Annotated in this window: 11 protein-coding genes; 9 read left to right on the top strand and 2 right to left on the bottom strand. The window is 53.4% G+C overall.

Translation table 11 applies throughout. The features are described from left to right. Positions 1–101: 101 nt before the first annotated feature. From CHH67_RS14965 to CHH67_RS14980, 4 genes are all read left to right on the top strand, one after another. Positions 102–1,796 carry a type 2 periplasmic-binding domain-containing protein gene (locus tag CHH67_RS14965; protein WP_095265993.1) on the top strand — a complete coding sequence of 565 codons (1,695 nt, stop codon included), beginning with the start codon at positions 102–104 and terminating at the stop codon, positions 1,794–1,796. Positions 1,797–2,143: 347 nt separating this feature from the next. Beyond that, positions 2,144–3,034, top strand: coding sequence for an ABC transporter permease (locus CHH67_RS14970; RefSeq protein WP_095265994.1), 891 nt, complete (start codon positions 2,144–2,146; stop codon positions 3,032–3,034). A 23-nt stretch (positions 3,035–3,057) separates the two neighbouring features. Beyond that, positions 3,058–3,936, top strand: a complete 879-nt coding sequence (locus CHH67_RS14975) for a carbohydrate ABC transporter permease (RefSeq protein ID WP_095265995.1) — start codon at positions 3,058–3,060, stop codon at positions 3,934–3,936. Between the two features lie 220 nt (positions 3,937–4,156). Beyond that, complete coding sequence (locus CHH67_RS14980; protein WP_244908209.1) at positions 4,157–5,158, top strand: glycoside hydrolase family 53 protein; 1,002 nt, start codon at positions 4,157–4,159, stop codon at positions 5,156–5,158. 27 nt (positions 5,159–5,185) lie between these two features. Here CHH67_RS14980 and CHH67_RS14985 read toward each other — a convergent pair whose 3' ends face one another. Next, on the bottom strand, positions 5,186–5,647 hold the full coding sequence (locus CHH67_RS14985; RefSeq protein WP_095265997.1) for a MarR family winged helix-turn-helix transcriptional regulator: 462 nt from the start codon (positions 5,645–5,647) through the stop codon (positions 5,186–5,188). A gap of 258 nt (positions 5,648–5,905) precedes the next feature. Between CHH67_RS14985 and CHH67_RS14990 the strand changes: the two genes are divergently transcribed. Both CHH67_RS14990 and CHH67_RS14995 read left to right on the top strand, forming a co-directional pair. After that, positions 5,906–6,637 carry an ABC transporter ATP-binding protein gene (locus tag CHH67_RS14990; RefSeq protein ID WP_095265998.1) on the top strand — a complete coding sequence of 244 codons (732 nt, stop codon included), beginning with the start codon at positions 5,906–5,908 and terminating at the stop codon, positions 6,635–6,637. A gap of 19 nt (positions 6,638–6,656) precedes the next feature. After that, positions 6,657–7,949: an ABC transporter permease gene (locus CHH67_RS14995; protein ID WP_095265999.1), complete on the top strand. Its 1,293-nt coding sequence runs from the start codon at positions 6,657–6,659 to the stop codon at positions 7,947–7,949. 35 nt (positions 7,950–7,984) lie between these two features. Here CHH67_RS14995 and CHH67_RS15000 read toward each other — a convergent pair whose 3' ends face one another. Next, the gene (locus tag CHH67_RS15000) at positions 7,985–9,259 is read right to left on the bottom strand and encodes a BaiN/RdsA family NAD(P)/FAD-dependent oxidoreductase (RefSeq protein ID WP_095266000.1); all 1,275 of its coding nucleotides are present in this window, start codon (positions 9,257–9,259) and stop codon (positions 7,985–7,987) included. A gap of 214 nt (positions 9,260–9,473) precedes the next feature. Here CHH67_RS15000 and CHH67_RS15005 point away from each other — a divergent pair, with 214 nt between their 5' ends. The 3 genes from CHH67_RS15005 (at position 9,474) to nadE (ending at position 13,023) form a co-directional block, all read left to right on the top strand. Then, positions 9,474–11,213: a two-component system sensor histidine kinase NtrB gene (locus tag CHH67_RS15005; RefSeq protein WP_095266001.1), complete on the top strand. Its 1,740-nt coding sequence runs from the start codon at positions 9,474–9,476 to the stop codon at positions 11,211–11,213. Positions 11,214–11,689: 476 nt separating this feature from the next. Next, positions 11,690–12,124, top strand: coding sequence for a BrxA/BrxB family bacilliredoxin (locus CHH67_RS15010; protein WP_095266002.1), 435 nt, complete (start codon positions 11,690–11,692; stop codon positions 12,122–12,124). 89 nt (positions 12,125–12,213) lie between these two features. Further along, on the top strand, positions 12,214–13,023 hold the full coding sequence (gene nadE, locus CHH67_RS15015; RefSeq protein WP_095266003.1) for an ammonia-dependent NAD(+) synthetase: 810 nt from the start codon (positions 12,214–12,216) through the stop codon (positions 13,021–13,023). The last annotated feature ends 126 nt before the right edge of the window (positions 13,024–13,149 follow it).

Here is a 13,149-nt window from a genome sequence, read left to right on the forward strand (position 1 = left end):
GTTGCCAAAGGTGCAGAAATGTTCGATTCGTGACATAGGCTGTGCGGGCCGCGTCCCTCTATAATGAAATTGTAAAGTCGTGAGCCAAAGGGGGAGTAGATATGTGGGTAAGAAAGGGCTGGCTGCAGCTGCTGGCGGTGTCGATTCTGCTGGCAGGAAGCCTGGCCGGATGCGCAGGCGGAGGCAGCGGCAGCGGCAGCGGCGGTGAAGAGGGAGCAGCGCCTGAGGAGAACCAACCTGTAAACGCCTACAAAGAGAAATACGAGCCGGAAGTTACGATCACCACCGTGTGGGGTGTTGATCCTACATTGAAATTCAAGAACGGAGAGACGATTGAGAACAATGTAGCCACACGCTGGGCCAAAGAGAAATTCGGCATTAACATCAAGTCGCTGTGGTCGATCACGGATACCAACGGCGCCTTTGCGACCAAGCTCCGGCTGGCCATGTCTTCGGGTCAGGAGATGCCGGAGGTGGTTACGCTCGGCACGGAGAACAACCAGCTTGCCCAGGATCTGATCGATTCGGGGATGTTTGCGGAAGTCGGCACGCTGTTTGACCAGTATGCCTCACAGACTTGGAAGGATGCGATGAACCAGGATCCGAATGTATGGAATCCTTATACGCGCGATGGAAAGCGGATGGGAATTCCGGTACTGGACTTTGCCTATAACCATGACTATATTTTGTGGATTCGCCAGGACTGGCTCGATAAGCTCGGTCTGAGCGAGCCGAAGACGCTTGATGAGCTGGAGCAGGTGATGGATGCATTCAAGAACCGGAATCCGGATGGGCTTGCCCCGGACAAGGTCATTCCGCTGAGCATCGGATTCAAGACGTCCATGAACACCTGGATGGGAGACCCGTCCTGGGTATTCGGCGCATACGGCACGCTGCCGCAGCAGTGGAATGAATCCGAGGATGGCACATTGGAGTACGGCTCCGTTCATCCGGGGATGAAGGAAGGGCTCAAGAAGCTCAAATCATGGATGGATAGCGGCTACATTCCGAAGGAAGCGGCGCTGTGGGATGAGAACAAGACGGCCGAACCGGCTGTGGCAGGAACGGCAGGCATCATTCCAGGTCCGTACTGGATGAGCGGATGGCCGCTGCAGGACACGGTCAAGAATGCTCCGGGGGCGGTATGGAAGCCAATTCCGATTCCGACCGGTCCGGATGGAACGGCGATGCGGCACGGCACGCACTACACGAACGGAGTCACGCTGATTCATAAGGATATGAAGCATCCGGAAGCCTTTTTCACCTATCAGAACTATCTGTTTGACAACTTCGCTGTCTCCAAGCCGGGCGGGGAATTCGAATACGGCATGTTTGAAGGCTATGATTACGAGCTGGATGGGAACGGTGAAATGGTGCCTAATGATCAGATCGAGGGCGGTTACGTCAATGTCGTCCGTTACTTGCTGGTCCGGGACGGCGCGCGCATTCCTGACCAGCAGATGCAGGCGCTGATGAAGCTGGCGGATGGCGGCACGCCTGAGACGCGCCTGGAGAGAGATGTCGCCGTCAACTACGGCAAGGATACGCCGGCCGCGGCACAGGTTCTCTTGACCCAGGAGGACATCTCCAAGAAGGACATGTTCACAGGGCCTGTCACAACAACGATGAAATCGAAATGGGATTATCTGAACAAAATCGAGAATCAGGCGCTGAATGAGATCATATACGGAAAGCAGCCGCTGGATTCCTTTGACGCCTTCGTCAAGTCGTGGAAAGGCGGAGGCGGGGATCAAATCACCCAAGAGGTGAACGAGTGGTATCAGAGCGTGAAATAACGGTAGCAGGGCCTTAGCGTTCCGCAGCGATGCGGGCGTTATAGGCCCTGTTCTGCCTTTGGCTGTCATGCCGACCGCCTGGGGCTGGTATTGCTAACGGCCCTTATTTTATCGCCAACCGCCCTTAAACGGAACGTGAACCGCCTTATGACTGTAACGCTATCTGCCTTCGGCGAGGTGGTGACTGCATCACGCTGCATCTGCACGACATGCTCGGAATCGGGGTGTTTCCGAGGCCCCGGCAATTTTGATTGGGATCGTGCCATGAATGTTGGTTTTGTGAGCTACTGCGCGGCAGGAGGGGCCCCTATAATGAGGTTGTAGATCGATTTAACGGGAGGAACCGCATGAAAAATTTACGAAAAACGTGGCCGTTTCACCTCATGCTGCTGCCGGCGCTGATCTGCCTGGCGCTGTTCAGTTACCTGCCGATGACGGGGATCATTATGGCATTTCAGGATTACAAGCCATGGGAGGGCATTCAGGGCTCAGCCTGGGTGGGGTTGGACAACTTCCGCTATCTGTTTGAGAGGGAGGACAGCCTCCAGGTGATCTGGAACACCCTGGTTATCGCGGTCCTCAAAATTGTGTTTAATCTTCTCGTACCGTTCAGCTTTGCGATTCTGCTCAATGAAATAAGAAAGCGGGCTCTGCAGCGGACGATTCAGACGATGGTGTATTTGCCGCATTTTCTGTCCTGGGTCATTCTGGGCGGAATTCTGATCGAAATGCTGGCCGTGGACGGATTTGTGAATCGGGTGCTTGCCTCAGTGGGCGTTCAGCCGATCTTCTTCCTGGGGGATAACGACTGGTTCCGGTTTACGGTCATTGTATCGGATGTATGGAAGGAATTCGGGTACAACACGATTGTGTTTCTGGCCGCGCTCGCCGGGGTGAATCCGACGCTGTATGAGGCGGCCGAAATCGACGGTGCTGGCAGGTGGAAACAGACGCTGCACATCACGATGCCGTCGCTGCTCCCGATTACGGTCGTTGTCGGCACGCTGGCGCTGGGCAACATCTTAAACGCCGGGTTTGATCAGATTTTTAACCTGTATAATCCGCTTGTGTATGAAAAAGGAGACATTATCGACACGTTTGTCTATCGTACAGCTATCTTGAACGGGGAGATGGGATTCGGAACAGCCATCGGATTGTTCAAATCTGTAATCAGCATGATCCTGATTCTGATTTCTTACCGGATGGCTTACAAATGGGCAGGCTACCGTATATTCTAGTCCGCTGAGAGGAGGGTCCGCAGGTGTATCACAAAACGATACCCTATCGCATCTTTAACGTGTTCAATATCGGTTTGCTGGTCTTATTGGCCGTGCTCTGCATCATTCCGCTGATTCATGTGCTGGCCATTTCATTCAGTTCCAAAGCGGCAGCGGATGCTGGCCTCATCGGATTGTGGCCGGTTGATTTCTCGCTTGAAGCTTATAAGAAAACGATGAACAACCCGGCCTTCTTGCGCTCCATCTGGATATCGGTGGCCCGAACCGTGCTTGGAACCGCGCTTACGCTGGCCATAACTTTCCTGGCGGCGTACCCGCTGTCCAAAGAACGGCGCGTGTTCGCCAGCCGCAGTGTGTACTCCTGGCTGTTTGTGTTCAGCATGGTGTTTAATGGGGGGCTGGTCCCTTTCTATATCGTGATCCAGAAGCTGGGGCTGATCAATTCGTTCTGGGTGCTTGTACTGCCAGGTGCGGTGAATACGTTTCTGGTGATCCTGATGCTGAACTTTTTCAGAGGGATTCCGAAGGAGCTGGAGGAGGCGGCATATATTGACGGAGCGGGGCATTTCAAGACGCTGTTTCGCATCTATTTGCCGGTGTCGCTCCCCTCGATCGCCACAATTGCGCTGTTCAGCATGGTGTTTCACTGGAATTCCTGGTTTGACGGGCTGCTGTATTTAAACAATTCCCGCGACTTTCCGCTGGCGACTTTCCTGCAGACGGTGATCATCCAGCAGGATATGAGCACGATGAGCATGAGCCCGAAAGAGATGGAGCTGCTGTCGCAAACAACGGTCAATGCGGCACAGATCTTTATCGGGGCAGCACCGATTTTGCTTGTGTATCCTTTTTTGCAGCGATTTTTTGTGAAAGGGATGACGCTCGGATCTGTGAAAGAATAAGGCTCAGCTTCATGCCGGGGATGCAAAGGCGGGAGCCGCGCCCCACAGGTTTACTTTTATTGGGAAAACAGCCTGTTTGTTAACATAATGCCATGTAGATCTGCATGGACGGCGCTTACAATACAATTACCGGCCGGAAAATTGTATTCATTCAGGAGGTAGGGTAATGGAAATCAGGCTGCAGAAAGGGGTATGGCTTAAGATGGTGTTATGTTTGGGTATGCTGGCCTCATCCTTCGGGTTCATGGATGGTGAACGGCTGAACGCAGCGGATGCATTTGTGAAGGGCGCGGACATCAGCTGGGTAGCCGGAATGGAAGCCCAGGGCTACAGCTGGCGGGACAAGAACGGGGTTAGGCGGGATATTCTGGACATTCTGAGACAGGACTATCAGATCAACGCAGCCCGCATTCGGGTCTGGGTGAATCCGAACATGAACGACTATATGAACGGATACATGAATGCAGAACAGGCGGCGCGGCTTGCCCGCCGGGCCCAGGATAAAGGCATGAGAATCATGCTCACTCTGCATTACAGTGACTCCTGGGCGGACCCGGGACATCAGAACAAACCGTACGCCTGGCGCAGCTTTAATTTTCAGCAGCTGATGGATGCGGTTTACGCCCACACCGTGTATGTCATGAATACGATGCAGCAGCATGGCGTGACTCCGGCGTGGGTGCAGATCGGAAATGAAACGAATGACGGCATGCTCTGGGAGGATGGAAGAGCTTCGAGAAATATGAGAAATTATGCCTGGCTGGTTAATACGGGGCACAATGCGGTGAAATCTGTAAACCCGGAAACACGGACCATTGTCCATCTGTCCAACGGCTATGATCGCGAATTGTATCGCTGGAATATCGGCGGACTGATCAATCACGGAGCCCATTTCGATCTGATCGGAATGTCCTTGTATCCGGAAGCTGGGGACTGGGCAACCAAGGTGGATCAGACGATTGCCAACGCGAAGGAACTGGCTTCGAATTATGGCAAAAGCATCATGATAACCGAGATCGGGATGGATTACGATCAGGCTGCTGCCGCAAAAAGCTTCATCAGCAGCATCAAAACCAAGGTTCGCGAATTACCCGGAGGCACGGGGCTGGGTGTGTTCTATTGGGAGCCGCAAGCCGTGCCCGGGTATAATGGAGGATATAACAAAGGGGCCTGGCAATCTGACGGCAGACCCACAATGGCGCTGGAGGGATTCAGGGATTAATCGAATCACGGGGCGCAGCTAAAGCGCTCACAATGGATGCGATACCGCTTCAGCCCTATCCCCCAGCTTATTCAGCAGAGTCAGCAGCTCTGACTTCTCCGCTTCATTTAATCCGCTGAGCGCTGTATGGATCTGTTCCGTATAATGAGGGAACAATTGATCCATCAGCGCTCTTCCTGCTTTGGTCAGGTCGGCAAAGATCACTCTCCGGTCATCACGGCACGGCCTGCGCCGTACATACCCTTTAGCTTCAAGCTTATCCACCACATAGGTTACGTTGCCGCTCTGCAGCAGCAGCTGTGCTCCGACCTGCTGGATGGGCTGTGGACCCTGGCTGTACAGAACCTCCATCACCGCAAAGGCTGTCGGATTCAGACCGTCAATTCTAGCTCCGTTTGCCACATGTGTGCTGACACTTTTGAATGATTTGGCAAACACCCGATACAGGTGTAAAGAAAACTGCGTCTCTCTTTCATGTGACACACTCATGCGTTCTCCCGCCTTTTTTCCGGACTTATCGCCCTGAATGATAATTTCTTTAACCTTACGACAGAAGGGCCGGGCGGCAACATGTGATTTGTCACATTCAGCGGACGAATTTACGAAAATCCTGAAAATTAAAAACCGGGGCTTCTATATGACCTGCAAGCGTACCAACGGGTGTCCATAATGCAACCATTCGGCACAGCGAACGTAAATAAGAAGAAGCACCACTCTCACAATCGATCATCCGGGAGGTTTCTATATATGCATGATGGACTTGCAGCAAGCATGTCTGCTGAAACGGTTCTGAAGGTACATATCGATGAGGCTGGCTATGAGCCTGGCAAGCCTCGCATCCATCATATTTCTTTTGATGTCGTTCGCGGTCAGCTGCTGGGGCTGATCGGGCCTAACGGGGCCGGGAAGAGCACCACGATCAAGGCGCTGCTGGGCCTGCTGAAAAACTGCAAGGCCGAGGTCAGCATCGCAGGCGACCCGCCAAGATACGCTTATGTCCCTGAGCATCCGGTCTTCTACGAGGATTTAACGTTATGGGAGCATCTTGATTTGGCTGCCGCTGCATTTGGCATGGGCGATCAGGAGTTTGAGGAGCAGGCGACAGCCCTTCTGCGGCAATTCGATATGGAGAAGGTGAAGCATGACCTCCCGAACGGGTTCTCCAAAGGCATGAGACAGAAGATGATGCTGATGATCGGTTTTTTGGCCAAGCCCGATGTTTATATCGTGGACGAGCCGTTCATCGGGCTCGACCCGAGAGCGACCCGGGATTTTCTGCGCCTGCTGGATGATGAACGCCGCCGGGGCGCAGGGGTGCTGATGTCCACCCATGTGCTGGACACAGCGGAGAAAATATGCGATTCCTTCATCCTCATATCAGGCGGTCAGATTGCATCCCGTGGATCACTGGAGCACATCCGTGAGGCAGCCGGCCTGCCGCAGGGATCATTGTTTGATTGCTTCGATGTGCTGACATGACGGACGGGGGGAGAAGCGTATGACTACGAACAAGAGGATTGCCAGCCCGAACGCGCTCTTCCGGCGCCGGCTTGTATCCCACTGGTCTTACCAGCGCACCAATATCGGCGCTGTTGTGGATTGGGTCATCATGCTGTACATACTCATTCCCGGGCTGCTGCTCGGGATCGGGCTTTATCGTGACTTTCTGACGAGGCCTCTTCCTGCTTGGATAGAGCTTATTCCGATCCAGGGGGCGGCAGCGGTCCTGCTGCTGCTGTTCTCCGGACGGCTGCTGCTGTTTATGGAAGAAGCGGATGTCCTGTTTCTGCGTCAACACCCTGCATGGTTGAAAGGCTTGATGATTCGGGGGATCATCTACAGCCAGCTGGTGTCGACTTTAAGAGGAATGCTGCTGACGGCGCTTATTCTTCCCGTATTGATGGCAGCCTACGGACTGAGCATCGGGACGTTGATTTCTTTGCTGGCGCTTGCGGCCGTCTGTTCCTGGTGCACCAATGTTGCGTTCCGGATGATTGCCGTCAGCTATAAGGGCTGGAGGCACCGCCTGTGGGCTGGCATCACCCGGATCGTCTCGCTGTGGGGATATATTCTGGTCGCGACGTGGGGCAGCGACCGGCCAGGGCTGATGTGGGGGGCGATGGCGATATTGGTGCCCGTTCTGCTCCTGCTCGTCCGGATGCGGGTAAGGCTTCGCGCCACCTTCCTGGCGGATGTCCGTGAAGATGCCAAGGTGCGGGTGCAGCTGACCGAAAAGCTGCTGACCCAGGCGGTCGGAAAACCGCCGAGTATACGCAGCAAGCCATGGCTGTTCCGAAAGTCAGGCAGACTGTATAGCAGAGGCGCGGATAAGCGGCTGGCCAGTGCAGGGATCAAGGCTTTGCTGCGAAATCCGGAAAGTCTGCTCATGTATATTCAGATTACGGCGCTTGGCATTCCGGCTATCTGGCTGCCTCCGCCTATCATTAAGCTAATCGTGCTTGCTGCCCTGCTTCTGATGATGTCGTATTGGCTGAATACGAGCTGGGCGCGTTTTGCCAAATCGGACTTCGTGGCGGTGCTGCCATTCAGCAATGACCAGTTCCGGAGCGCTGGCAAACTGGCAGCAGGCACTCTCCTGGCAATTCCTGCTGCAGTGTATGGGGTTACAGCGGGCATGACGATGTTCTCTCCAGTTCTGGGACTGCTGGCTGGACTTGTGCTTGCCGCCTTGTCGGTGTGGGTCGTTCCGAGTCTGACCGCTTGGCCGCTGTATAAGGAGGAGCGGGGAATCCAGTCAGTAAACAAAAGGGCAGCCGAAGCTAATGATTAGCGTTCGGCTGCCCTGAAGCGGCTTGACCTGCTGTATCAGCGACTGCCCACTGCCGCTTCAGCCGCGAATTTGCCGGCGGTGTAGCCGGTGGAGAATGCAGCTGTAATGTTATAACCACCGGTGTACCCGTGAATATCCATAATCTCCCCACAGAAGAATAGTCCCGGCATCAGCTTGGATTCCATCGTTTTCGGCTGGATCTCTTTCAAGCTGACCCCGCCGCCAGTCACAAAAGCTTCCTTTAAAGAGCGCGTGCCCGAGGCGCGAAACATTAATTTTTTTACCGTGGCGGCCAGTGTGGTTATTGAGGCTTTGGACACGTGGCTGCATACGAGCTCCGCATCGACGGAGGCTTTGGACAGGATCAGGGGGATCAAGCGCTCCGGAAGCCATCCTTTCAGCACGTTTTTAAGACTCTTTCTGGGCTCTTCTTCCAGACGCTCTCTGAGCTCTGTCTCTACCTCGGCCTGCGATTGTTCAGGGAACAAGTCGATGGCCATATCGACATTCACCGTATCAAATTTCCGCTGTACCTGGCGTATGAACTGGCTGCAGCGCAGGGCGATGGGGCCCGATACGCCAAAATGCGTAAACAGCATATCCCCTTGATGGGCGATCACCTTTTTTCCTTTCGGGTTCCATACCGACAGTTCAACATTGCGCAAGGACAGCCCTTGAAGCTCCTTCGAAGCAATCCAAGGCTCTGTGGATACGATCGGGACCTCTGTTGGGTACAGCTCGGTAATGGTATGCCCGGCCGCTTGCGCCCACGGATAACCGTCACCGGTAGAGCCGGTCTGCGGAACGGATTGTCCGCCTGTGGCGACAATGACGCACGCGGAGGACAGCACTTCGCCGGATTTCAGCTCAATTCCTGCCGCGCGGCCATGCTCATACAGCACCCGGTTGACCGGGCTGAGGGTGCGAATGGCGGTTCCGAGCTCTTTCACTTTGCCGATCAGGGCGTTCACGACGCTTGAAGCCTTGTCGGTCACCGGAAACATTCTTCCGTTGTCTTCCTCCTTGAGCGGAATGCCGAGTCCTTCGAAGAAGGCCATGATGTCCCGGTTATTCCAGTTCTGAAAAGCGCTATATAAAAATCTTCCGTTGCCCGGAATATTCGCAATCAGCTCATCCTCGTTCTTGGCGTTGGTGACGTTGCATCTTCCGCCGCCTGAAATGCCGAGCTTTCTCCCCAGCTTGTCCCCTTTATCTACAAGAAGCACAGAAGCGCCTCTTTCCGCCGCAGCGACACAGGCCATCAGCCCGGAGGGACCGCCGCCGACAACAATTACATCATAATCAGGCATGTTTGATAGTAGCTCCTTTAAGGGTATATATGTTCATCTATTGTAACTCTATTATATCCACATGCGTATAACATTCCTACCTTCGGACAAGGATGGCCCACGACAGCGTTTTGTTATGCTCGACGACACCTCTGGAACATATTGTATTCTCATGTCTCCTGTGTTTTAATCAAAAATAACTGAGGGCATTGACCAATTGAGGTGATGACGCATTGTGCTAGGTCTGTTGAAAGATATTATGCTGCAAGTTCTGCTATCCGCCATTTTGATCTTTCAGGTCCCGCTCCTCCTAGACAGACAATGGAAAAGTCTGAACAGGCATAAAGAGAAGGATATGGATTTCTTCCGTTATCGCAAACATTTTGTCATCACATGCGGAGTCAGCATGCTGCTATGCATTCTGATTTCCTCGATGAATGAGTTTTACGTGCCTCTGAATTTGGGGATCGTTCCTTTGTTTATCGGTATTTTATACGGCAGCAGAAGGGATGGAATTGTGCTTGCTGCCACCTATATTATGCTTCTGGCATGGATCGGCGAATTCTCGTACATTCTGATCCCGCTGCTTGCGGTCTGGATCGCTTATCCCTTCCTCCCATGGTACTCAGCACATTTCAGCAAAGGCTCCAAGATGGAGAAGGTCGGCTGGTTATGGAGCGGACTCATACCGGCCATGCTGATTATTATTGCTTCCCGTGTGATGGATGGCAAGATCAACAACTATCATCTGGACCCCGATGAGCTGCTGGCTATGATTCTGTATGTTTTGACCGGTATTTTTCTCGCCGGATTTATCGTGTATGGGATTGAGACTACGCAAGAACGGCTGATATACACCCGTTATTATACGATGCAGCAATCGCGCGATGGACTGCAAAAATTACTGGAGATGGTGCCGCTGGGGATGGTTACGGTGGATCGCCAGGGTGGCGTCATTGCGTCCAACCAGCTGTTCATGGCTAACCTGAAGTCGATCTTCCCGCATCTGACATCCCGTGATCTTGCAGCGGAGCCGCTGATTGACGTGCTGGAGCAAACGCATGAAAAAGAATACATACATTCCAAATTTCATAACGCTCTCCTCGGGGAAGAAACGAATGGAGAGATCGTTCGCTGCGGCTCCAGAGTATATTCCGTCAGTGTGTTCCCGTTTCGCCGGTTATATCAGGAGGAGGTCACCGAAGTGGTTGGCATCCTTCACGACATGACGGAGCTCGAACGCATGCGGACAGAGTTCCGCAATGCCGAGCGGCTCAGCCTGGTCGGGCAGATGGCGGCCAGCATCACGCATGAAATCCGCAATCCGATGGCCGTTGTCCGCGGTTTCCTGCAGCTGATGAAGGAGAAGAGTCCGGATGAGCTGGATCATTATTACCGGATCGTCATGGAGGAGCTTGACCGGGCCAACGGCATCATTAACGACTTTCTGTCCCTGGCCCAGAACCGTGATCAGGAGAAAGAGGATTGTCATCTCCATGACATTATTCAAGAGCTTAGCCCGCTGCTGTGGGCCGATGCGAACTTGCGCGGACAGAGCATTGAGCTGAAGCTGGCGACAGCGGTGCCAAACATGCAGCTCAATCCGAAGGAAATCAAGCAGCTGATCTTGAATCTGTGCCGCAACGGCATGGAAGCGATGAAGGAAAAAGGTGTGCTCACGATTGAAACGAAGCGTTCCGAGGATGACGTGGAACTGTACATTATCGATACGGGAATCGGCATCCCGGAAGAAGAGCGCGGGCGATTGTTTGAGCCATTCTTCACGACCAAGAGCAAAGGGACTGGTCTCGGTCTGGCACTATGCCTTAGCATTGTACAGCGGCATAACGGCACGATTGCCGTAGATTCGGAGGAAGGGAAGGGGACGGTCTTCAAGATCAGACTGCCGCTTCGCGCCTATGCCCAGTCTGTTCTTCCGTCTTCAAGTGCTGCATCGGCTGCTTCCGCCGAATAAGCTGCTTCTGGAGAAGACATAATATAGTGGAGTTTTACTTGAAAAGGAGGCCACTATCGGATGAGCAAAAACGATTCCAAGCAGCAGGAGCAGCAAAAGCGGGACAATACACAGCGTCGCGGCGAACCGATCGCCGACAAGAAGAAGGACGGCGTGAACTATCCGGCTACCTAGACTCCGGGATGACGGGCGAGCGGTATTGCGACGGAGCAGATACCGCTCGCTTTTTTATAATGTCGATAGAGGCGGAGCCGGGTCTATTCCGTAGGCCAAGGGGCACTAGAGTCCTCCTTGTTTTCGGCTTTATGAAACATTCATCATGGCCCCAAGTACGCATTGCCAGGCCTGCCCCGATCAAAAGGCGCTCCTTCCCGGCTTGTTATTCCTTGCTTTCATATTGTGTGATTGTATAATATAGATAGCGAACAGCTGTTATACATTGAACAATCTTGTTTATATAAGGAGTGAAAGCAGTTATGGGTATGTCTTTTGATCGATATATGCGCGATATGGTTCAACCGATGAGGGATGAACTGACCCGTCTGGGGATCCAGGAGCTGACCACACCTGAAGAGGTGGAACAATCGCTTCCGAATGCTAAAGGCACGGCGCTTGTCGTGGTCAATTCCGTATGCGGATGTGCAGCAGGTCAAGCGCGTCCGGGAGTCGCTCTCGCGCTGGAGAGCACGGTGAAGCCGGATCACCTATATACCGTATTTGCCGGACAGGACAAGGAAGCAACGGCGAAAGCCCGTGAATATTTCGCTCCATATCCGCCATCTTCTCCTTCAATTGCGCTTTTGAAGGATGGGGAGCTGGTACATTTTATCGAGCGCCATCAGGTTGAGAACCGCTCGGCAGAAGAGATTGCGGCGGATCTTGTGGACGCGTTCGAGCGTTATTGCCAGTAATTCGGCAGCATTTTGCAAGGCCCCGATGCATTCGGCATATCCGATGCCTGCGGGGCTTTCTCATTTATTCTCGAAGGGAGTCGTGAGGGATGAGCCTACAAGAACAAATCATCGCTGAGCTGGGTGTCAAGCCCGCTATTAACGTGGAGGAAGAGGTCCGCAAGCGGGTAGATTTTCTGAAATCTTATGTGAAGAATGCCGGTGCATCCGGTCTGCTGATCGCGATCAGCGGCGGGATCGATAGCGCGGTTACAGCGGGTCTGTGCAAGCGTGCAACGGACGAGCTTACTCAGGAGGGCAATCAGGAGTACAAGACGCTTGGCGTATTCCAGCCGTATGGCGAACAGGCCGATATTGCAGACAGCTATGCGGTGGCCAAAGCATTCGATCTGAAGTATACCGTGGAGACGAATATCGAGGAAGCGGTGAATGAGATCGCGCTTGAGGTTGAGCATAGTCTCAAGAACATCGGTGTGAATCAGCATATCAGCATCCCTGGCAAAGGCAATGTCAAGGCTCGTGTGCGCATGGTGATGCAGTATGCCCTGGCATTTGAGCAGAATCTGCTCGTTGTCGGTACAGACCATGCCTCCGAAGCAATCACGGGCTTCTATACCAAGTGGGGCGACGGCGCAGTGGACATTACTCCTCTCACATCGCTGAACAAGCGCCAGGTGCGGCAGCTGGCCTCTTATTTGGGCGTGCCTCAATCGATCCTGGACAAAGCCCCTTCGGCAGGGCTCTGGGAAGGGCAGACCGACGAGAAGGAGCTGGGCATCAGCTATGATGACAACAGCGATTATCTTGAAGGCAAAACGATCCGTCCAGAGGTTCAGGAGAAACTGGAACGCATGTATGTGAAGACGGCTCACAAACGGAACCAGATCCCCGGGATTTAATCCCGATCCGTTACATAAACAGGAACGACAGGCATCTTTTAAGTCTCATTATAGGCTTAAGAGATGCCTTTTTCGCTGCCCAGGCTCGCGTTAAGCGGGCTTGGACTGATACAATAGAGAAGATGT

The organism is Paenibacillus campinasensis (assembly GCF_002272015.1).
Taxonomy (GTDB): domain Bacteria; phylum Bacillota; class Bacilli; order Paenibacillales; family Paenibacillaceae; genus Paenibacillus_AQ; species Paenibacillus_AQ campinasensis.